The sequence below is a fragment of the Paenibacillus sp. UNC217MF genome (assembly GCF_000686865.1).
Lineage (GTDB): Bacteria > Bacillota > Bacilli > Paenibacillales > Paenibacillaceae > Paenibacillus_B > Paenibacillus_B suaedae.
The window spans coordinates 431,953-454,111 of record NZ_KK366028.1; the positions used below are offsets into that span (position 1 = coordinate 431,953).

At 49.3% G+C, this 22,159-nt stretch carries 23 protein-coding genes and 1 riboswitch; of the genes, 22 read left to right on the forward strand and 1 reads right to left on the reverse strand.

Translation table 11 applies throughout. The features are described 5' to 3' along the window. Positions 1-109 precede the first annotated feature (109 nt). The 3 genes from BP95_RS0123550 to BP95_RS0123560 all read left to right on the forward strand — a co-directional run bounded on the left by BP95_RS0123550 (position 110) and on the right by BP95_RS0123560 (position 3,996). A complete protein-coding gene (locus BP95_RS0123550; protein WP_028533386.1) occupies positions 110-913 on the forward strand; it encodes a carbohydrate ABC transporter permease in 804 nt (267 codons plus the stop codon). Between the two features lie 246 nt (positions 914-1,159). After that, the gene (locus tag BP95_RS0123555; RefSeq protein WP_021257194.1) at positions 1,160-2,512 is read left to right on the forward strand and encodes a sodium-dependent transporter; all 1,353 of its coding nucleotides are present in this window, start codon (positions 1,160-1,162) and stop codon (positions 2,510-2,512) included. Positions 2,513-2,817: 305 nt separating this feature from the next. Then, positions 2,818-3,996: a hypothetical protein gene (locus BP95_RS0123560; protein ID WP_028533387.1), complete on the forward strand. Its 1,179-nt coding sequence runs from the start codon at positions 2,818-2,820 to the stop codon at positions 3,994-3,996. A 106-nt stretch (positions 3,997-4,102) separates the two neighbouring features. Here the strand turns inward: BP95_RS0123560 and BP95_RS33625 are convergent, their stop codons facing one another. Next, positions 4,103-4,246 carry a hypothetical protein gene (locus BP95_RS33625; protein WP_021257192.1) on the reverse strand — a complete coding sequence of 48 codons (144 nt, stop codon included), beginning with the start codon at positions 4,244-4,246 and terminating at the stop codon, positions 4,103-4,105. 508 nt (positions 4,247-4,754) lie between these two features. Between BP95_RS33625 and ychF the strand changes: the two genes are divergently transcribed. From ychF to atpA, 19 genes are all read left to right on the forward strand, one after another. Next, positions 4,755-5,855, forward strand: coding sequence for a redox-regulated ATPase YchF (gene ychF / locus BP95_RS0123570; RefSeq protein ID WP_021257191.1), 1,101 nt, complete (start codon positions 4,755-4,757; stop codon positions 5,853-5,855). A 206-nt stretch (positions 5,856-6,061) separates the two neighbouring features. Then, positions 6,062-7,135, forward strand: a complete 1,074-nt coding sequence (gene prfA / locus BP95_RS0123580; RefSeq protein WP_021257190.1) for a peptide chain release factor 1 — start codon at positions 6,062-6,064, stop codon at positions 7,133-7,135. Then, on the forward strand, positions 7,132-8,085 hold the full coding sequence (gene prmC / locus BP95_RS31250; protein WP_021257189.1) for a peptide chain release factor N(5)-glutamine methyltransferase: 954 nt from the start codon (positions 7,132-7,134) through the stop codon (positions 8,083-8,085). The genes prfA and prmC overlap by 4 nt, the downstream gene beginning before the upstream one ends. A gap of 236 nt (positions 8,086-8,321) precedes the next feature. Beyond that, positions 8,322-9,086, forward strand: a complete 765-nt coding sequence (gene spoIIR, locus BP95_RS0123590; protein WP_021257188.1) for a stage II sporulation protein R — start codon at positions 8,322-8,324, stop codon at positions 9,084-9,086. Positions 9,087-9,337: 251 nt separating this feature from the next. After that, positions 9,338-10,660, forward strand: a complete 1,323-nt coding sequence (locus BP95_RS0123595; protein WP_028533388.1) for an L-threonylcarbamoyladenylate synthase — start codon at positions 9,338-9,340, stop codon at positions 10,658-10,660. A gap of 121 nt (positions 10,661-10,781) precedes the next feature. Next, a complete protein-coding gene (locus BP95_RS0123600) occupies positions 10,782-11,348 on the forward strand; it encodes a manganese efflux pump MntP (protein WP_021257186.1) in 567 nt (188 codons plus the stop codon). A gap of 101 nt (positions 11,349-11,449) precedes the next feature. Then, entirely contained in the window at positions 11,450-12,031 is a 582-nt protein-coding gene (locus BP95_RS0123605) for a low molecular weight protein arginine phosphatase (RefSeq protein WP_021257185.1), read from the forward strand. A gap of 121 nt (positions 12,032-12,152) precedes the next feature. Then, a riboswitch (ZMP/ZTP riboswitch) is annotated at positions 12,153-12,233 on the forward strand. 184 nt (positions 12,234-12,417) lie between these two features. Further along, a complete protein-coding gene (gene rpiB / locus BP95_RS0123610) occupies positions 12,418-12,876 on the forward strand; it encodes a ribose 5-phosphate isomerase B (RefSeq protein WP_021257184.1) in 459 nt (152 codons plus the stop codon). A gap of 76 nt (positions 12,877-12,952) precedes the next feature. Further along, positions 12,953-13,522, forward strand: a complete 570-nt coding sequence (locus BP95_RS0123615; RefSeq protein WP_036592722.1) for a TIGR01440 family protein — start codon at positions 12,953-12,955, stop codon at positions 13,520-13,522. Between the two features lie 151 nt (positions 13,523-13,673). Continuing rightward, positions 13,674-14,924, forward strand: coding sequence for a serine hydroxymethyltransferase (gene glyA / locus BP95_RS0123620; RefSeq protein WP_028533390.1), 1,251 nt, complete (start codon positions 13,674-13,676; stop codon positions 14,922-14,924). A gap of 472 nt (positions 14,925-15,396) precedes the next feature. Further along, positions 15,397-16,026, forward strand: a complete 630-nt coding sequence (gene upp, locus BP95_RS0123625; protein ID WP_005544846.1) for a uracil phosphoribosyltransferase — start codon at positions 15,397-15,399, stop codon at positions 16,024-16,026. A 307-nt stretch (positions 16,027-16,333) separates the two neighbouring features. Next, positions 16,334-17,488, forward strand: coding sequence for a non-hydrolyzing UDP-N-acetylglucosamine 2-epimerase (gene wecB / locus BP95_RS0123630; RefSeq protein WP_021257181.1), 1,155 nt, complete (start codon positions 16,334-16,336; stop codon positions 17,486-17,488). A 174-nt stretch (positions 17,489-17,662) separates the two neighbouring features. Continuing rightward, a complete protein-coding gene (locus BP95_RS0123635; RefSeq protein ID WP_021257180.1) occupies positions 17,663-17,896 on the forward strand; it encodes an AtpZ/AtpI family protein in 234 nt (77 codons plus the stop codon). Then, complete coding sequence (locus BP95_RS0123640) at positions 17,889-18,269, forward strand: ATP synthase subunit I (RefSeq protein WP_021257179.1); 381 nt, start codon at positions 17,889-17,891, stop codon at positions 18,267-18,269. The genes BP95_RS0123635 and BP95_RS0123640 overlap by 8 nt, the downstream gene beginning before the upstream one ends. Positions 18,270-18,299: 30 nt before the next feature. Beyond that, entirely contained in the window at positions 18,300-19,085 is a 786-nt protein-coding gene (gene atpB, locus BP95_RS0123645) for a F0F1 ATP synthase subunit A (RefSeq protein ID WP_028533391.1), read from the forward strand. 97 nt (positions 19,086-19,182) lie between these two features. Beyond that, a complete protein-coding gene (gene atpE / locus BP95_RS0123650) occupies positions 19,183-19,398 on the forward strand; it encodes a F0F1 ATP synthase subunit C (protein ID WP_021258908.1) in 216 nt (71 codons plus the stop codon). 90 nt (positions 19,399-19,488) lie between these two features. Further along, entirely contained in the window at positions 19,489-19,974 is a 486-nt protein-coding gene (gene atpF, locus BP95_RS0123655) for a F0F1 ATP synthase subunit B (protein WP_005544831.1), read from the forward strand. After that, on the forward strand, positions 19,971-20,519 hold the full coding sequence (locus BP95_RS0123660) for a F0F1 ATP synthase subunit delta (RefSeq protein WP_028533392.1): 549 nt from the start codon (positions 19,971-19,973) through the stop codon (positions 20,517-20,519). The genes atpF and BP95_RS0123660 overlap by 4 nt, the downstream gene beginning before the upstream one ends. 78 nt (positions 20,520-20,597) lie before the next feature. Next, positions 20,598-22,112, forward strand: coding sequence for a F0F1 ATP synthase subunit alpha (atpA, locus tag BP95_RS0123665; RefSeq protein ID WP_021257175.1), 1,515 nt, complete (start codon positions 20,598-20,600; stop codon positions 22,110-22,112). The last annotated feature ends 47 nt before the right edge of the window (positions 22,113-22,159 follow it).

The window sequence follows — 22,159 nt, forward strand, 5'->3', positions numbered from 1 at the left end:
CCTTATGGACAAATCAGTTGGGATCAACACAGAATTTAGTACAGGCGCCGTAGGCCGTAGGCCGCCTTTATCGGATCGAGCCTTGAAGATCGAACGGACGAAGCGACGGATGAAGCAGTGGCTCTGGCATGCGATTATGCTCGTGGTCAGCGTCGTATGGTTTGTACCGCTCATCTGGATGTTATGGACGGCGTTCCGTCCCAAGGATGCGGGCATGAATTCATTCTGGTCATGGGAGTGGACGTTAGCTAACTTTGCAAAGGTATGGGAAGGTGCTCCATTTGCCCAGTATTATTTGAACACCTTCACGATTGCAGGAGGAGTGCTACTTGCGCAGCTTCTCAGCCTAACACTGGCTGCTTACGCATTTGCACGCCTGCGCTTCTTCGGGAAAGACGCTGTATTTATGCTGTTCTTGGTACAACTTATGGTACCAGCGGATGTTCTTATTTTCTCGAACTACCATGTATTGAAGGAGTTTGGTTTGCTAGATACGAAGCTGGGCATCATGCTACCATACTTCGCATCAGCATTCGGGATATTTCTGCTCCGCCAGACATTTAAGCAGCTGCCGCTTGAATTGGAGGAAGCAGCGATGGTGGAAGGCTGCTCTCGCCTGGGCATTTTGTGGCGCATCTTCGTGCCGTTGTCTGCGCCTGTATATATCTCATTTGCGGTTGTATCGGTCAGCTATCAGTGGAATAACTTCCTGTGGCCACTGATTGTGACGAACTCCGTAGAGAATCGTCCGCTTACTGTAGGGCTTGCTATGTTTGCTCAGTCTTTCGAGACGGGGGCGCAGTGGGCAGAAGTAAGTGCAGCAACATTGCTTGTTGTAGGGCCGCTGATTCTTGGATTTTTACTGTTCCAGCGCAAATTTATTAGCAGCTTCATGCACTCAGGAATTAAGTAAGAGCCACTCTTGGCTGCATGGATGTGAATAGCTCGATCTAAGGCGCTCTTTGGCTGCTCACGCAGCACAAGGGGTGCCTTTTTTCATATGGATGCTGCATGGAGATTGGTATGCTTGAAGTAGGTTGGAGGATTTGAGAAATATTACATTCGATTCGGAGCGCATTTTTGAATAAAATGGAGTTTATCTCAGTCCTTGGGGCACCCTAGAAAATACAGCAGGAAAGAAGGAGTGGCATACCCATTTATGTCAAATAAGCAATCAAAGCAAGATCCTCAGAAGGGAAATAAGTCGGAGCAATTCAGCTCTGCAGGATTTATATTGGCCGCTATCGGCAGTTCAGTCGGGTTGGGCAACATGTGGAAGTTCCCATACGTTACGGGGCAAAATGGAGGAGGAGCATTCTTCCTATTATTCATCGCCTGTCTCTTAATTGTTGGCTTGCCAGTATTGCTTGGCGAGCTGGCTGTTGGACGTGGCGGACGCGGTGACGCAGTCTCTGCTTTCACCACTTTATCACGTAAAAGAGGATGGGGCGTACTGGGCTTCATCGCCGTATTGGCTGCCTTCCTGATTATGACGTATTACAGCACGATTGCGGGATGGACGCTCCATTATGCAGTTGAGTCGGTATCCGGAATCTTGTTCCAAAGCGGCGATTATGCGGAACACTTCAAGCTCTTCACCGGAGGGATGATGCCGATTGTCTGGCAAATTGTCGTGTTTGCCTTAACCGGATTCATCATTGCCAGAGGGATATCTGGTGGTATTGAGAAGTTCAATAAGATTGTTATTCCGGGCCTGCTCATCATTTTATTGGTTATGATGGTGCGTACGCTTACGCTGGACGGCGCTGCTGAAGGAATCTCTTATTTCCTGAAGCCTGACTTCTCACAGTTGACCTTCCATTCCGCACTGATGGCATTGGGGCTTGCATTTTTCTCCTTGTCGCTTGGTATGGGGGCCATGCTGACGTATGGTGCATACGTAGACAAGCATCAATCGCTACCGCTTGCGACTGTCGCAGTAGGAGCGGGTGATTTAATCTATGCGCTTATTGCAGGGTTGATCATCTTCCCAACGATATTTACATTTGGAATTGAACCGGATTCAGGGCCGGGACTTGTCTTCGTTGCTCTCCCTGCAGCATTCGCCTCGATGCCTTATGGTGCATTGTTCGGCGGCTTGTTCTTCTTGCTCCTGGCAATTGCTGCGGTTACGTCTTGCTTGGCCCTTGCGGAAGTGCCTGTAGCCTATATCATGCGCCGCTACCACTTGGGGCGTGGCAAGGCAACCTTTTATGTGATTGCTGCCATGTACATCATCGGTCTTCCGTGCACGCTGGCAGCAGGAGGGGTTCTGGAGGGAGCGACGCTGGGCGGCCGTAACTTCTTCCAATGGATTGATTTCCTGACCTCGAATGTAATGCTGCCACTGGGCGGTTTGTTCGTAACGCTGCTTGTCGGATACGCATGGAAGCAGTCCGGAGAAGAGACGGGTCTGTCTCCCGTGTGGAGAAGTATATGGCTGTTCACGATGCGTATTATAGCTCCTGTGCTCATAATATTGATTTTCTTGTCGTCGATCGGCTTGGTCTAAATTAGAAATGCCGAACAACGCCCCAGATGGCTGGATGAGCCTTCCGGGGCGTTGTTTTGTATTGCCTATTCATCTAAAGGGGGAGAATGTCATGCTACTTATCATTCACCATTCAGTGATGATTTGAATCATCTTTGAATATGATTTCTTAACATACACTTGCACGGCTGCGGGCTGTTTCGGCTATTGTATTCTTTTTTTTCGACATATTTCGATAAAACCATTCCAAAGTTGACATGAGATGATATAATGGAAATTAAAACCACAGCCCCTGTACTCGGGCGGCTTATGGAGGCGTAGAGAAAATGGGCTTGGCTAATGGGGCAGGATCGGTATATTCGTTCGGCTCAGAAGACAATGTGCCGGAATTGCTCTGTGTCATGGAGAACGGATCGATGGAGCAATCGGCGGAGGCGGCTCAAGCATTATTCGAGCAGCTGTGCATGGAGCATGATGTCCATGAAGCAACTAGTGCGCTAATCGAGCCGCTCTTGGATATTTTGACCGTACGATATAAGTCGGTTGCGAAGGCATCCATCTTGAATGGGATTGCGCAAGTACTGCGAACGGTGATGGACAGCCATCTCCCATTTGGGGTGACACCCTCTCGATATCGACATGCTGATGATGCGGAGACTAGAGATATTGCCTTTCAGGTGGAGCAGAACTGGCTTCACGTACTTCGCGAGCGCTATGCAGATTGGACGTCTCTCATTCACGAAGATGATCGAACAGCAGTGCAGGTCATTTATGTGCTGCATTTGCTCCAATGGACAGATGAGGCTGTTGAGGATACGCTGCAGGAGGCTTCCTTCCATGGCCTTACAGCACGTGTGCGCCTTAATGGCTTGCTTGCGTTGGCAGATTATCGGCACCGTATCGGTAAGCCATTCAACCCATCCATAGCGTTCGGACAGCATCAAGACGATGAGCTTCACGAAGCGATTCGCGCTGTATGCGTAGCTGTTACCGCTCCTGAGTCACTCGGTCTTCTGGAGATGAGCAAGCTCATATCGGGGTGTACGCTGCCTCGTATGGATCGCATTCAGTTTCCGTGGGCGGACGGCGCTATTGCGTCGGTATGTGCGCAAGCTGCATGTCGCTCCTTAAGTAAGGGGACAACCTTGGACGAACGAGCTGCTTTTTGGAAAGAAGCACTGGAGAAGACGATATCTGCTCATCAGCGCCGCTCACGGCAGGTAGTATGGGAGATAGGTGAGTCAACGGTTCAGTGGGATGAGGAGTGGCTGCAATGGAACTGGAACAGCCCGATGCTTGTTGCAGATGGGATGCTGTATTCTTTATTCCAGACGCCAGGTCAAGACGGTAGCGTTATGCAGAAGCAGGAAGATGGAACGGTATCGATCCATCCTGCAGCTGCACGTGTCATTAAGTTATGCTTGCAAAATCAAGTCGATATGCCGAATGCAGAACGCTACGGAGCGGGTATGACGATTCGTTCGCTGTATCGATTCATCACATAAGAGAACCCTTGCTAGGTTAAGCCTACTTTCGGTGAAACGCAGGTAGATCGATTGGACAAGTTATGATGTGAATACACAATTGGACATTGAAGCTGGCAAGACGGAACTAGTCCGTCTTTTTCTTTTTCTCGGAGAAAGGTGTTACGGATTTTGCTCCTTCAATGGTGTCATTTACGAACGCCATATCTTGATTTTTCGCTTTCATTGCCGTAGTGCCTTTATAATTGCCACGATGCGATTTATTCTCCATAGTTGTGCCCCTCACTTTACTCAAAAATGATGGAAATTGAATGTTGGATCCAGCTACAGCAATAGTATGTTCGGTGCACAGTCTCCTTATCCGAGGAGAGCCAAGGCAAGGTAAAGGAAACGGTTGACATAGATAAATATCAGACAACGCTACCTCCAAAAAAATTAAGATCTGGCTGCAAGTGGATGGATACGTACTTGGCTTCAGACAAGCAGCTCTTGAGTAAGGATTTATTATTCCGAACAATAAAAATTGCTAAGATCGCAGAATCCTCTACTGGCTTTTCTGCTCTCCTGAAGTGAGCAAAAGTTGACAATACGGAAAAAATCTAGTCGATGACTAGGTTTTTTTTGCGTTGTTGGTTATAATGGTTAAGGAATTTTTGCGTGTTTTTTACACGCATCTTAACGATACATGAAACATAATTGATAGACTAGGTTTATGATAGTAAGGTAATGTTCGAAACAATGGTTATTCAAATATACGGTCTAAGGAGTTGTACTTATAAATGGCATTAAAAGCAGGTATTGTTGGGCTGCCTAACGTTGGCAAATCGACGTTGTTCAATGCGATTACACAAGCAGGGGCTGAATCGGCGAACTATCCGTTTTGTACGATCGATCCAAATGTCGGCGTGGTAGAGGTTCCAGATGAGCGCTTGGATAAGTTGACTGAGTTGGTTGTTCCAAACCGTACAGTTCCAACAGCGTTTGAATTTGTTGATATTGCCGGTCTGGTACGTGGTGCGAGCAAAGGCGAAGGGCTTGGGAACAAGTTCTTGGCTCACATTCGTGAAGTAGATGCAATCGTACACGTTGTGCGCTGCTTCGAAGACGAAAATATTACGCATGTTGACGGAAAGGTTGACCCAGTTAGCGATATTCAAACGATCAATTTGGAGCTCGTTCTGGCGGATTTGGAATCGGTTGAGAAGCGTCTTGATCGCACAAAGAAGAACATGAAGAGCGGCGACAAGAAGTATGCGGCAGAGGCTGCTGTATTGGAGCGCTTGAAAGAGGCGTTGTACAATGATAAGCCAGCACGCAGCTTGGAACTGAGCGACGAAGAAAAGGTGCTTGTACGCGACATGCACTTGCTCACGATGAAGCCAGTATTGTATGCGGCGAACGTAAGCGAAGATGGCGTGAAGGATGCGGATAGCAATCCATATGTACAGCAGGTACGTGACTTTGCCGCAGCTGAGAATGCGGAAGTTGTGCCGATTAGCGCAAAGGTAGAAGCAGAAATTGCTGAGCTTGAGGGCGAAGATAAGGAGATGTTCCTTGAAGAGCTTGGACTGGATGAGTCCGGTCTGAACCGCTTGATTAAGGCAGCCTATCGCTTGCTTGGTCTGTATACGTACTTTACTGCTGGTGTACAAGAAGTACGCGCTTGGACGATTCGCAAAGGGATGAAGGCCCCGCAAGCGGCAGGTGTTATCCACTCCGACTTTGAGCGCGGCTTCATTCGTGCCGAAGTGGTCTCTTATAATGATCTAGTTGCTGGCGGTTCTATGAATGCGGTGAAGGAACAGGGTAAGCTAAGATTGGAAGGTAAGGAATACGTTGTTCAAGACGGCGATGTTATGCATTTCCGCTTCAACGTATAGCGCTTCTGCTTCTTCGCTTGCTTAGCTAATGCAGTGAGATCATCTGCGCATTGTAATGCAGGTTGAGCGAGGGAATGGTTGCGGAAATGGTTATGGTGGAATGCCGTAATCATTCATTTATTGAAGCACGAACCATGATTGCGCAAATCAAGGTTCATGAATATACGTGGTAGTATCGAATTGGAGAAGAGAGGTGAGCGTGTATGATGTTAGATAGACTGCAATCCCTTGCGGATCGCTATGAGAAGTTGAGTGAATTGCTATGTGACCCGGATGTGGCGAACGAGCCGAAGAAGCTTCGTGAGTATTCGAAGGAGCAATCCGATCTGCAGCCAGCTTATGAAGCATTTATGGAATTTAAAAATGTACTTAGCGAACTGGATGCAGCGAAGGTAATGATGCAAGAGAAGCTTGACGATGAGATGCGCGAAATGGTGAAGATGGAAATCGAGGAACTGAGTGCGCGTCAAACGGAACTTGAGGAACGTATTCGTATTTTGCTGCTGCCAAAGGATCCGAATGATGACAAGAACGTGATCGTGGAAATTCGCGGTGCGGCAGGCGGTGATGAAGCTGCGCTCTTCGCTGCTGATTTATACCGCATGTACACGCGCTATGCGGATTCACAAGGATGGCGTACAGAGCTGATGGAAGCGAACATGAGCGATCTGGGCGGATTCAAAGAAGTTATCTTCTCGGTATCCGGTAAGGGTGCTTACAGCAAGCTGAAGTATGAGAGCGGCGCGCACCGCGTTCAACGCATACCGGCAACTGAATCAGGCGGACGTATTCATACGTCAACTTCGACTGTAGCTGTAATGCCAGAGGTAGATGAAGTAGAAGTCGAAATATTCGATAAAGATATCCGTGTTGATACATTCTGCTCTTCTGGTGCGGGCGGTCAGTCCGTCAACACAACGAAATCGGCGGTACGTGTTACACATATTCCGACAGGGATCATGGCTACGTGTCAGGACGGGAAGTCTCAGAACGATAATAAGGCGAAGGCATTGCAAGTCTTGCGTGCACGCATCTATGAAATTAAGCGTCAAGAGGAAGAAGCCAAGTACGCTGGCGAACGCAAAAGTAAGGTCGGAACGGGTGATCGCAGTGAACGGATTCGGACGTACAACTATCCGCAGAGCCGTGTGACAGATCATCGTATCGGCTTGACTCTGCATAAGCTTGATCAAATTATGAACGGCGATGTAGAGGAACTCATCCAAACGCTTACGCTGACTGAACAAGCGGAGCTGCTGGAAAGGGAGAATCAAGCATGAGTGAGCCTTGCGGACGGAATGAGGAGCGTAGTCGGCTAAATGCGGCAGACAGAGCTCCATATCGCCTCGCATGGCCTGCAACAATAAGAGAAGCCTGGGTGCAGGCTTCTTCTTTTTTAGCAGAGAATGGAGTCGATGATGCTGCACATCATGCCGAACTGCTGCTGCGGCATGTGCTGGGTATGGAGCGAGTCGCTTACTTGGTTGCATTGACAGAGCTGATGCCTGAGAATGCAATCCATGCTTTTGAATCGGCAGTGACACGGCGATCTGCGGGTGAGCCGACCCAATATATTATTGGGGATGCTTACTTCTATGGTTTGCCGTTCGAAGTGACGTCGGATGTGCTTATCCCAAGGCCGGAGACAGAGCTCCTCGTGGAGGCAATTCTGACTGAAGCTGACCGGATCTGGTCGCAAGATGAATCACTTCATGTTGTGGATATTGGTACCGGCAGCGGTGCAATTGCTTGTACATTGGCACATGAGCGTCCACATTGGCATATCACGGCTGGCGATATCTCGCCAGCGGCGCTTGCTGTCGCGAAGCGAAATGCGGGGCGGCTTGGCGTTGCAGAGCAGATGTCGTGGAAACAGGGGGATCTGCTGGCGCCGTTCGCTGGTAGTGAATTGGACATTCTCGTATCCAATCCACCTTATATTCCGGCTGGTGATATCGCGGATCTGATGCGTGAGGTGCGCGACTATGAGCCGCGTACGGCGCTGGATGGTGGAGCGGATGGATTGGATCCGTATCGACGGCTTGTCACCATGTTGTCCGAGCTTGGCAAGGCTCCACGTATGATTGGCTTTGAAGTGGGTCAAGGACAAGCGCAAGATGTGGCGGCAATGCTCGCGCAAGCAGGTTATGATGAGAAGTTGATCATTGTGCCTGACCTAGCTGGTATTGAGCGCCATGTGATTGGTGTTCGACGCTTAGAAGAAATTTAACTCTATAAGGACTGTTCCATGACGCAGAACGTATCTGCGACTAGGACAGTCCTTTTTTATGCATTCAAAAGTTGGATATCGGTTCATAGGCCGTTTGATAACCACCAGTTTCACCTAAGACTCTGACGAATCTATCTATCTATCAAAAAAACCACTATTGATAGGTTTAAGGATCCTGCTCACGGACATACTGATAGACAAGAGGCGCGCCCAACCTCACAAGGAGCAGGATGAACATGAACTTACGCGTGTTCGTACTCGGTCTCGCGATTGCCGTACTGGCAGCGGGAGCTTTGATGCGTTGGGAAAATGGCCATGCGGAGGCCATTGATAATCAAAATATTCAGAAGCAAAAGATAGAGAAGCAGGATCATATTCCCGAGGATGCGATTCGGCTGCGAATATTGGCCAACTCAGACGTTGATAACGATCAGCGTGTGAAGCGCATGGTTCGGGATCGGATTGTGGAGCAGATTAACGGCTGGCTTAAGACAGAAGAGAAGCCGGATACTCGTGAAAAGGCACGCGAGCTGATAGCAGGGCATTTGGACGAACTGAAGCAGACGGCAGAGCAAGTGTTAAACGAAAAAGGACTGGCGTATGGAGTCAAGGTGAAGCTTGGAGAAGTATCCTTCCCGGCCAAGTGGTATGGAGGCGAAGTATATCCTGCCGGGATGTATGAAGCATTGCTTGTTACATTAGGCGAGGGAAGCGGACAGAATTGGTGGTGTGTCCTGTTCCCGCCGCTCTGCTTCGTCGATGGGAGTACGGCTCAAGCACAAGCTGGTGATGCGAGGTCCAAGTCATCTGCGCCATCTAAGAGTGGAGAACAAGACAAGGGCGCTCTATCAGCTGAGGGAGATGCTCAGGCTGCAGACGGGAAGGCTCAAGCCAATGCCGCGATGGAATCAGGCGAGACAGAAGTGAAGTTCTTCCTGTGGGAGGCTCTAGAGGCATTGTTTCGTTTGATTGGTTCCATTTTCAGTGCAATATTTGGGTAATCTAATCGAGTAATTGTATGCACTAGGTGTGCCTTCCACTCGTCTGGACGTGTTGCCGTCATTATGGTACAACTAAAATAAGCAACAGTTATTTATAGATTTGAATTAAGTACGAATACGTGTGAAACTTCAATTTATGAAGATGCCGAAGCTCCTTTGGCATCTTTCTTGCGTTGCTTCCGCCTTTTCTTTTTTTATTGTCGATGTCGGCATCGGGGCGGGAGAGCATACACTCTATATCGAAGTAAGGGATGTACTCAATGAATACTCGACATGAACGGGAACAGAAGGACAGCGCGACTACCGTGACGGAAGGAAGCGCTCAACGTTTGCACACGAAGTGGTGGTCGGTAGACGAACATATGCCGCTTGAACAGCAGCATGGAATAACAGAGGGGGCGGCAATTCTAGCTGCCGGAGGCACCGTTGCCTTTCCAACGGAGACGGTATATGGGCTTGGCGCGGATGCCCGTGATACGAAGGCAGTTGAACGTATATTTGCTGCCAAGGGGCGTCCATCCGACAACCCGCTAATCGTTCATATTGCTGAACGGAATCAGCTTGATGAGCTTGTCCTGCCTTATAGTGATATCGCTGCTCGTCTTATGGAACGCTTTTGGCCGGGTCCGTTGACGATCGTGCTGCCGGTGCGAATGGGGGCTGTATCCCCTCGCGTGACGGCGGGACTGGATACGGTTGGTGTACGGATGCCGGGTCACGATACAGCTTTGGCTCTTATACGTGCTTCTGGATGTCCCGTGGCAGCTCCAAGCGCCAACCGTTCAGGACGTCCTAGTCCGACGCGTGCGGAGCATGTACGGGAGGATTTGGACGGTCTTATCGACGGTATTGTCGATGGCGGTGCGACAGGCGTAGGGGTAGAGTCTACTGTTGTAGAATTAATAGGCAGTCGTGTGCATGTCCTCCGCCCGGGTGGGATAACAACAGCGATGCTGCAAGAGGTGGCCTCCGAGGTAACGATTGATCCAGCGGTCGATCCCAATGGGGGAATGATCCATGCACAGGTTCCACCAACTACAGAATCTGCGCTGGGGGATCGAGATTCCTTGTCTACGCCGCTGGTGAACAAGGAAGCAGATCCTTCGGCAGCAGCGAGCGGCATGATTAGCGAGGAGTCGGTATCTCTTCAAGCTGCTTCGGGGCATATGGGGCAAGCGAATGACATCCAGATGAACGCGCCTCGCTCACCTGGAATGAAATATACCCACTATGCTCCCCAAGGTCAGCTGCATATCGTGCAGGGGGAGTCTGCGGAACAAGTGACCGAATGCATTCAGCGTATGCTGCATGAAGCGCAGCAGCGTGGGGAGACAACGGGTGTACTTGCCTTCGCAGAGCATGCAGAACAATACCGAGCTGATATTGTAGCAACGATTGGCAGTGTGCATGTATTGGAAGAGGCAGCCGCACTGCTATATGATGCCCTGCGGCATTTCGATGAAGCGGGCGCAACTTATATACTGGCAGAAGCTTGCACTACAGAAGGCATCGGTCTTGCAGTGATGAACCGTATGATGAAGGCAGCAGGTCATCGTATCATTTGGTGTGAATGAACCTTGTTTGGGTAATGTAGCTTATAAGAGACAAGCCTTGTTATCTCTTTGCTGCTTGTCATGAAACTATCCTTGTCCGCATACGTTGGATACAGACGCTATGGGACGAGGAGTGGGGGCAATGTGGGAAACGGCAGCGCCAATCGGCCAATGGATCACGATTTTTTTGATGGCGGCAGCATTGGGCTCAGATGCCTTTTCACTGTGTCTAGGTATCGGTATGAGAGGGGTACGGCGAAGAGATGCAGTTCGCATTAGCGGGGTTATCGCATTGTTCCATGTACTGATGCCGCTGGCGGGTGTTGCAACAGGCATGTATATGAGCATGCTGCTCGGTGAAGTAACCACATGGGCAGCGGGAGGCCTTCTTATTATGCTAGGGGGGCATATGATATACAGCTCGTTGAAGGGTGAATCCTCGCAAATGATTAATACTTCAACGGTATGGGGGATGCTGCTGTTCGCACTTAGTGTGAGTGTAGACTCCTTTTCCGTTGGAATATCGCTCGGCATGTTCGGCTCTGATTTGTTGATGACGATCATTGCCTTTGGATTGTTTGGCGGTGCAATGTCGATCTTTGGCTTACTGCTTGGCCACCACGCAGGCAAGCATTTCGGTGAGTACGGGGAGGCTGCAGGTGGGGCGATCCTGCTTACCTTTGGGGTATTGTTTTTGCTGCCTTTCTAAGCTTTTTAAGCTTTGGAGCGAAGTCAAAGCAAGCAGGAATGAGATTGATGAAGATGCGCGACCCTATAGATAGGTTTCATGGTATGAAGGGAGGGGGTCATATGATACGCATTTTATTTGTATGTACAGGCAATACATGCCGAAGTCCAATCGCAGAGGCTATGCTGAAGCATATGGCAGAGGAACGCGGCTTGGACATTCATGTTCAGTCAGCAGGTGTAGCAGCATGGGACGGCACAGCGATGTCACAGCACGCTTCTACTGTACTGGAGGAGCAGAATATTGCCAATCATCGAGATTTTCGATCGGCTGCACTGGATGAAGAGCGTGTGCATTGGGCAGATCTTATATTGACATTGACGACTAGCCACAAGCGTCATGTGCTTCAACAGTTCCCGGGTGCAACGAGCAAGACATTTGCGCTTAAGGAATATGTGAGCAATTCGGATTCAGAGCAGGAGCAATATCAACAGCTGCAATCATTGGCTGCGGATCTTCAATTGAAGCTTGCTATGGGACAAGCTCCAACGGAAGAAGAGCTGGTACAGCTTGCTGAATTGCAGCGGCTTATGCCGAATCAGGATGTGGCAGACCCGTATGGCGGTTCTTTGGAGCAGTATCGGATGACAGCGGCGGAGATTCAGGCTGCGCTGACTAGGTTGCTTGATAAGCTTCAGCCATAGACGGTTTAAGTGTTGGGTTTATGGCACTGCCAAATGCAGCAGTAGGATGCTGTGTATGAGTGGGCAGGAAAATAACGGTTGCAATTGGTTGCGACATCCATTATGATCGTTCTATATGGAGAGGATCCGATGTAACTGGCGACGGAAGTGGGGAACCACGGTGGAGCATCGGAGCATACGGCCGGTCGCCTGGGCAGAAGAGCAGTGTACGGATAGAGAGCCGTGCTATGCTCTTTTTTTCAATCAATGAGACATGTTACACTGGGAGTAACGTGCAATTGGCTCGTCTAATATGCGGGAAATTCGTTATAATAGACCCGTAGCATACCGAGCATGGTAACATGGACGGAGAGCACAATTGAAGACAACGGATGGAGGGTACGACAATGAAAATTGCCATTGGTGCAGACCATGCTGGCGTACGACTTAAGGAAGGGATTGTACAAGTCATCAAGGAGCTTGGTCATGACGTCATTGATGTAGGCTGCGATTGTACAACATCAGTAGATTATCCGGATTATGCGGTACCTGTTGCAGAGATGGTTGCCTCAGGCGAAGCAGATCGAGGCGTGCTCATATGTGGTACCGGGATTGGGATGTCCATCGCAGCGAATAAGGTGCCAGGCGTCCGCTGCGGGCTTGTTCATGATTTATTCTCTGCTAAGGCAACGAGAGAGCACAATGATACGAATGTACTTGCTATGGGTGAGCGTGTCATTGGACCTGGACTTGCTGAAGAGATTGTACGCGTATGGCTGGGTACAGAATTCAGCCAAGGAGAGCGCCATATTGGACGTCTTCGCAAGGTCGCGGACGTAGAACATAAATATCACTCGCAAGCGTAGCGAGTGGAGGTGAATGGGCAGTATGAATGAGATCGAGAAGAACGAACATCAAGGGCCAGCATCGTCATTCTTGAAAATGGGGCAGGTTCGCGAGCAAGCAGAGGCAGCTGCACATGCCCTCGTTCGCGAGGCAGGGCTCAAGCCTGGGCAGCTAGTCGTCATTGGCTGCAGTACAAGCGAGGTGGCAGGTGCGCGCATTGGAACTTCGGGCGCAACGGATACCGCGCAGGCGATATTTGCCGGTCTCGACGTGCTCCGCTCAAGCTATGGCCTCGAGATTGCATTCCAATGCTGTGAGCATTTGAACCGCGCACTTGTTGTTGAACGCCGCACATTGGAGCGGCTCCGGCTGCTGGAAGTATCGGCAGTTCCGGTTCGGAAGGCGGGCGGATCGATGGCCGCTTATGCGTATCGCCAGCTGACTGATGCATGTCTCGCAGAAGAGATATGTGCCCATGCTGGCATCGATATCGGCGAGACGCTTATTGGCATGCATTTGCGCCGGGTAGCTGTTCCTCTGCGTACAGAAGTGCGATATATTGGCAAGGCGCGTGTCAATATGGCGAAGACGCGGCCGAAGCTTATAGGCGGGGAGCGGGCAGTCTATCAGCTTCCAACTGAGGATGGATTGTCTTCATGTGAATAGGAGCAGTGTTTGAATGCGGGCTGTTCACAATTATTTGCAGTGGGGCGGGAGAGCCGCTGTTGCACTTTTATTACTGCTACGATAGAACCTTAACGCAGATGCGTTGTCATACATTGCAATAAGGGAATGAAAATGTGGGAGGGCTATGCCAATGGTAGATCATTTACGACAAGCAGATCCTGAAGTGTTGAAAGCAATGGACTTGGAGTTGCAGCGTCAGCGCAACAATATCGAGCTGATTGCTTCTGAAAACATCGTCAGTGAGGCGGTTATGGAAGCGATGGGGACGGTTCTGACGAACAAATACGCGGAAGGTTATCCAGGCAAACGCTACTATGGCGGCTGCGAGCACGTGGATATTGTTGAGGATATTGCCCGCAACCGTGCGAAGGAACTCTTCGGCGCTGAGCATGTCAATGTACAGCCGCACTCCGGTGCGCAAGCGAACATGGCTGTGTACTTGGCAGCATTGAAGCCAGGAGATACCGTGCTTGGCATGGATTTGGCGCATGGTGGACACTTGACTCACGGAAGCCCTGTGAATGCATCTGGTTTGCTGTACAACTTTGTGGCTTACGGTGTGGAAGAAGATACGTTCCGTATTGATTATGATAAAGTGCGCAAGGCAGCATTCAAGCATCGTCCGAAAATGATCGTGGCAGGCGCAAGCGCTTATCCACGTATTATCGATTTTGAAGTACTTGGCCAAATTGCGAACGATGTAGGCGCTCTGTTCATGGTAGACATGGCGCATATCGCAGGATTGGTTGCCGCAGGACTTCATCCAAGCCCAGTACCGCACGCTCATTTCGTTACGACGACAACACATAAGACACTGCGCGGTCCGCGCGGAGGTATGATTATGTGCCGTCAAGCTTGGGCGCAAGCGATCGACAAGGCTGTATTCCCAGGCACACAAGGCGGCCCGCTTATGCATGTGGTGGCTTCTAAGGCTGTTGCATTGGGCGAAGCACTGCAGCCATCGTTCAAGCAGTATGCTGAGCAAGTGATCAAGAACGCGCAAGTATTGGCGAGTACGCTGGTTGAGGAAGGTTTGAGTATTGTATCTGGCGGTACAGATAATCATCTGATGCTGATCGATACGCGCAATATCAATATCACGGGTAAAGATGCGGAGAAAGTATTGGATTCCGTTGGCATTACCGTGAACAAGAACGCCATTCCATTCGATCCGACAAGTCCGTTCATAACGAGCGGTATTCGTATCGGAACACCAGCGGCGACATCCCGAGGCATGGATGAAGCAGCAATGTGCGTTATTGGCCAAGTCATTGCTATGACATTGAAGCAGCCACAGGATGAGGCTGTATTGAACAAAGCACGCGGTATGGTCAGCGATCTGACAGCTCAGTTCCCGTTGTACTCTACATTGAAATATTAATTAGGTAGGAAGATACGCCCTTTTGGCGGGTAGGACTCTTTTATTGCATATTTAATGGACAGAGCAGGTAATCACTCTTGAAGATGATCACCTGCTCTTTTTTGCGTAAATAGGCAGGGAGAACTCTCGATTTCAGTATAGGATGCCTAGGTAGTATGCGAGAGCCTCAGCAGAGTAGAATCTCGACAATTTCCGATGTTTGCTGCATGACCATGTATAAGCTGTCTTCAACATGCTTAGAAATAGTACAGTGTGATCCTTTTGCACCGAGTTGTCGGAAATGTGAAAAATACCTCAAAAGTGCCTGCAAAACGTGCAGTGATAGGCTCGGAATGTTATAATAGAGCCTGTTTAGCTTAGATAAAGCCGGATAAGCTTGGCATGTACGGCTGTTCAAAGTAGGAATATCAGTTCAAATCATCACGTATTGAGATTAAAAGCAACGAGAGTAAAAGGCGGAGGGACACGAAATATGGGTAAACTGGTCATTTGCGATCATCCACTGATTCAACACAAATTGACATTGATTCGAGACAAAAAGACAACGACGAAGGACTTCCGCGAGCTCGTGGACGAAGTAGCAACTTTGATGGCGTATGAGATTACACGTGAACTGCCATTGCAAACGGTGACAGTCGAAACGCCAGTTGCCGAAACAGAGAGCAAAATGATCGCTGGCCGCATGCTGGGACTAATCCCTATTTTGCGTGCTGGACTAGGTATGGTAGAAGGCGTTGTAAAGCTGATTCCAGGTGCGAAGATCGGACATGTGGGCTTGTTCCGCGATCCTGAGACGCTTCAACCGGTTGAGTACTATACGAAGCTTCCTACAGACGTGACTGAGCGTCAATTGATCGTTATTGATCCAATGCTTGCTACAGGCGGATCGGCGATTGCGGCTATTGACGTGCTGAAGAAGCGCAGCTGCACGCAAATTAAATTGATGTGCCTCATTGCAGCGCCGGAAGGTGTCAAGGCTGTTCAAGAAGCACATCCGGACATCGACATTTATTTGGCGGCATTGGACGAGCGTCTGGACGATCACGGCTATATTGTTCCAGGTCTGGGTGACGCCGGCGACCGCTTGTTCGGCACAAAGTAGAAGAATTCGCTTTTGATCACGAAGCAACTCAAGAGGCAATTCGGCATCGAATCATGCATTCACTCTCGAAGAACTTATGCTTACGAAGTATGTTTCCTGCGGAAACATTTTAGCTGCTCATGTAGTCTTTGTCTGCACTCTGCTGCTCCTTACAAGTTTTGCTCGGCAAAACTCGCTTCGGAAGCTCGGCTTCGAGTTCTTGCAACCTTCTCGGTGCTGAAAAGCGATCTTTTTGAGGTCAAAAAAATGATTTTAGAGCCAATAATGTATTGACTATTATGCAAGAAGAAAGACGGAGGATAAGACTATGTCCAAAGTGAAAGTAATGACGGTATTCGGTGTTCGTCCAGAAGCAATTAAGATGGCGCCGCTTATTCTGGAATTACAGAAGCATCCGGAACACATCGAATCCATCGTATGCGTCACGGCCCAACATCGTCAGATGTTGGACCAGGTGCTCGATGTGTTCAATATTAAGCCAGACTATGATCTGGACATTATGCAGGCGCGTCAGACGCTGAATGATATTTCCGTGCGTGTCCTTCAAGGATTGGAGCCTGTATTGCGTGAAGCGAAGCCAGATATTGTGCTTGTACATGGTGACACATTGACGACGTTCCTCGCCAGCTACGCGGCATTCATGCAACAGATTAAGGTAGGGCACGTTGAAGCGGGACTTCGTACATGGAATAAGCTTTCTCCGTTCCCGGAAGAAATGAATCGCCAATTGACAGGCGTTTTGGCTGATTTGCACTTTGCGCCTACCGATTGGTCGGCAAGCAATTTGCGTAAAGAAAATAAGCAAGATGCATCGATATTTGTCACAGGCAACACAGTTACAGATGTGTTTCAATATACAGTACGATCTGACTACAAGCATGAGGTGCTCGATTGGGCGCAAGGCAAACGTCTAGTATTGATGACTGCACATCGCCGCGAATCACAAGGTGAGCCGCATCGCAACATTTTCCGTGCTGTTCGCCGTATTGCAGACGAATTTGAAGACATCGCTATCGTATATCCGGTACATCCAAGTCCGGCTGTACGTGAACCGGCTCATGAGATGCTGGGAGATCACCCGCGCATTAAGCTGATAGAACCGCTTGATGTGGTTGACCTCCACAACTTCTATCCGCACACGCACCTCATCCTTACCGATTCAGGCGGTCTTCAGGAGGAAGCACCGTCATTTGGCATTCCTGTGCTTGTCCTCCGCGAAACTACCGAACGACCGGAAGGCATTGATGCAGGAACACTGGAATTGGTCGGCACGGATGAAGAGAAAGTGTACGCGCGTGCGAAGGCGCTGTTGTCGGACGAAACGACATATGCACGCATGAGCAAGGCTGCAAACCCTTATGGGGATGGCAAAGCGTCCCAAAGGATCGTCAGTGCGATTCTTCACAGTTTTGGGGTTCAAGAAGAGCGTCCGGAGCCATTTCACACAAAGTTCACAAATTGATAGATGACACTCTTCTATGAGGGAAGGCACCAGCATACAGTGATACTGTACGGTTTACGCGGATTTTCGAAGCTTGAAAGCGAATGTATATCGTTTTCATCCTTGTTGTTACGCGGTTTTTATCAATTGACAAAGACTCGTAATCTTAAGTAAAATGAATGGGAATTATAGGCTATGAAAATGTCGAATCGTAACGATCGCCCATGGCTGGTCGCCCTCTCTATTAGTGGAGCGGGTGTCTTGCTTGCCTTGTACATACTCTTAGGCTTTTACGCGGGGAAGTGGATCGCGAATGGGTCTAATGGGTCCAAGCTCTGGCTAGGAGTAGGGAGTATCGTCGGGCTATGCCTTGGCATCGTCAATATCATCTACTTAGTAAAGAAGTTCATGGGGGAACAAAATGAATGATATGGCTTCCATGGTTCGTGCCGTTACGAGAGTAACGCTCCTCTTGTTGTCTGCGTTCATCCTCGGTTGGGCTGTAGCGCCGGAATACCGGATATATACGGCTGGACTGACACTGGGAACTGCGGCAGGGCTGGCCTATGCTCACTATTTGTCTATCAAAGTTAGACAGATTGCAGAGATGGCTGCTAGTCAAGAGAAGAGGCGGTACAGCTTTGGATTTGTAACTCGGATGTGCATTGTACTCTTGGCAGTCATGTTCGCCATTAAGTTCGAACAGCACATATCCCTTGTGGCGACAATTGTCGGATTTTTCATTACTCAGTTATTGTCGATTTTCGTTAGTATAATTTGGGCAAGCAAAAAGAAAGTGTAAGCAGTCTATTGGAAAGGGGTGAACACATTTATGCACTCAGCACCGATTATCGAGGTTATGGGACTGCACCTGGATTTGTCCATCATCTTCACGCTACTTCTTAGCGGAATCATTACCTTTATTATTGCCCGGCTCGCTGTTCGCAATCTTTCGGTTGAAAAGCCTTCCAAGATGCAGAACTTCTTGGAGTGGGTTGTCGAATTCGTGCACGGCATTATCGGTAGTGCGATGCCGCTGAAGAAGGGGAAGGCATTCATCTCATTAGGGATGACGCTTATCTTGTTTATTTTCGTATCTAACGTACTAGGATTGCCGTTCGCAGTGATTACCGAAGCGCACCATCCGGTGTCTATCTTCGGTCACGAGATTGTAGCAACTAGTCAGGCGGCATTCGATGAGCTTGCAGCTAAGGGTAAACCTGAACACGTCCACTTGTTGTGGTATAAGTCGCCAACGGCTGACGTATCCGTAACATTCGGTCTGGCGTTCTTGGTTTTCATTCTCGTGAACTTCCTAGGCCTCAAGAACAATCGGAAGCACTACTTGAAGCACTATATCGAGCCATTCCCAATCTTCCTTCCATTGAACATCGTGGAGAACTTGGCGAAGCCAATTGCGCTTGGTATCCGGTTGTACGCGAACATCTTCGCGGGTGAGGTACTGATATCCACGCTCATTGGAGCAGGGGTATTCGGTCTACCGTTCCTCGCGGCATGGCAAGGCTTCAGTATATTTATCGGCGCGCTCCAAGCCTTCATCTTCACGATGTTGACAATGGTATACATCGCGCAGGCATCTGTACATGAAGAACATTAACAAACTCTGCCGAGACCCATACTCGTATGGCAACTTCGGGTGAGACATATAAACAAAGCAATTCAATAATACATGAATTTTGAGGAGGACTTTTCTAATGAATTTGATCGCAGCAGCAATTGCAGTAGGTTTGGGCGCCTTGGGCGCAGGTCTTGGTAACGGTATGATCGTTAGCCGCACAGTTGAGTCGATTGCTCGTCAACCAGAAGCTCGTAACATGTTGCAAACGACAATGTTTATCGGTGTTGGTATCGTCGAGGTTATTCCGCTCGCAGCTACAGTTATCGCGTTCTTGGCAATGTTTTCTTCTTAATGAATAGACAAACGGTTTGGCGGGGAAGGCCGATGCCATCCGCGCCTTCGTTTTGTTAGCACGTCATGTTAACGGAAAGGAGTGACTGTAGTGAGTTTTGTTTGGGAAAATTTCGTGTGGGCGATCCTTGCTTTCTTAATCCTATATTTCTTACTTCAAAAGTACGCGTTCGGACCATTGTTCGACGTGATGGAGAAACGCCGCGAGCTCGTGCAGCAGCAATTGGATGAAGCGGCGAATAGCCGTTCACAGGCACAAGTATACGTAGAAGAACAGAAGGAAGCTCTTGCTACAGCGCGCAAAGATGCGTATGACATCATCGAACAAGCGAAACAAACGAGCGTTCGTCAAGCAGACGAGATTATCGGCGGCGCGAAGAGCGAGGCTGTTCGTCTGAAGGAAGAAGCAGCTCGCGATATCGAGAGCGAGAAGAACAAGGCAGTTGCCGCTCTTCGCGAAGAAGTGGGCAACATGTCCGTTGCAATCGCATCGAAGATCTTGGAGAAGCAAGTTGACGAGAAAGATCAAGAGCAATTGGTCGGCCAATACCTGAAAGAGGTAGGAGGCAAACAATGAGCCAGAACATCGTAATCGCCAAGCGTTATGCCAAAGCGTTGTTCGAACTTGCTCAGGAGCGTCAACTGGTCTCAGAAACGGAACAGCAGTTGAAAGATACTGCGGAATTGGTGAAAGCCAATCATGAATTGTACCTTATTCTGACGTCGCCGAATATTGGTCATGCCGAGAAGTCAGCAGTACTTAGCAAAGTACTAGACGGTCACGTATCTGATATCGTGTTGAACATGGTTCAGCTGCTTATCGAACGTGGGCGCATTGACGCACTGCGCGAGATTGCGGACAGCTATGTTCGCATTGCTGGCGAAGCACTCGGCGTCCTGGATGCAACAGTGACATCCGCTTATCCGCTTGATGAATCGGAGAAGGAAGCTGTCGCTGCTGAATTCGGTCAGAAACTAGGCAAGACGATTCGCGTTCATAACGTTGTTGACGCATCCGTAATCGGAGGCTTGCAAGTCCGCATTCGGGATCATCTGTATGACGGCAGCTTGTCCGGCAAGTTGGAACGCCTAAATAGATCATTGAAATCGCAAGCGCAGTAGTTCTTATCGAGACTGTTCAAGAAGTCCGTTTTTGAACTCTCATTTACTATTTAGCACGGAAGAATGGGGTGAAGCGAGTTGAGCATCAGACCTGATGAAATCAGTACACTGATTAAAAGTCAAATCGAACAATATAAATCGGAGATCGAAGTGGCGGAAGTCGGTACGGTCATTAATGTTGGTGACGGTATTGCCCGTGTACACGGACTAGAGCAATGTATGTCCGGCGAGTTGCTCGAATTCTCTAACGGCGTTATGGGTATGGCCCTCAACTTGGAGGAGAATAACGTTGGTATCGTAATTCTTGGACCTTACAAAGACATTCGCGAAGGTGACCAAGTAAAGCGTACAGGCCGCATCATGGAAGTTCCAGTCGGTGAAGCGCTGCTTGGACGCGTTGTCAATCCGCTCGGCCAGCCAGTAGACGGCAAAGGCCCAATCGCTACGACGGAATTCCGTCCAGTCGAATCCAATGCACCAGGCGTTATCGATCGTAAATCGGTACATGAGCCGATGCAAACGGGTATTAAAGCGATTGACTCCATGGTTCCAATCGGCCGCGGTCAGCGTGAGCTGATCATCGGTGACCGTCAAACAGGTAAGACAACGATCGCAATCGATACGATCATTAACCAAAAAGGCAACGGCGTGAAATGTATTTACGTCGCAATCGGCCAAAAGCAATCTACAGTTGCACAAGTTGTAGAAACACTTCGTCGTCATGGCGCATTGGAGTACACAATCGTGGTTACAGCATCGGCATCCGAGCCAGCACCGCTTCTGTTCTTGGCTCCATATGCAGGCGTCTCCATGGGCGAGTACTTCATGTACAAAGGCGAGCACGTGCTCGTAATCTATGATGACTTGTCGAAGCAAGCTGCGGCTTACCGCGAATTGTCCTTGCTCCTTCGCCGTCCTCCAGGCCGTGAGGCATATCCTGGTGACGTATTCTACTTGCACTCCCGCTTGCTGGAGCGCGCTGCGAAGCTGAGCGACGAGAATGGCGGCGGTTCTTTGACTGCATTGCCATTTATCGAAACACAAGCATCTGACGTTTCGGCTTACATTCCGACGAACGTAATCTCGATTACCGACGGACAAATTTTCTTGGAAGCTGACCTGTTCTATTCCGGTCAACGTCCAGCGATTAACGTAGGTATTTCCGTATCCCGTGTTGGTGGTTCCGCACAGATCAAGGCGATGAAGAAGGTAGCAGGTACACTTCGTCTCGACTTGGCACAATATCGTGAATTGCAAGCCTTCTCTCAATTCGGATCCGATTTGGATAAGTCAACGCTTGCCCGCTTGAACCGTGGTGAACGCTTGATGGAAATTCTGAAGCAAGGTGTCAACCAGCCGCTTCCAGTAGAGAAGCAAGTTGTCAGCTTGTATATAGCTACGAGAGGGCACCTGGATGAAATTCCAGTTGCAGATATTCAACGCTTCGAGAATGAATTCCATGCTTACTTGGCAAGTAACCAAGATAGCATCTACCAATCGATCAGCGATACGAAAGACTTGGTAAAAGAAAACGAAGACGCACTGGTTGAAGCGGTAACGAAATTCAAAAAGAGCTTCGCCGTGTCCGTGTAATAGATAGAAGTTGACTGCAGCTGGGAAGCCTCAGGGCTCCCAGTGCG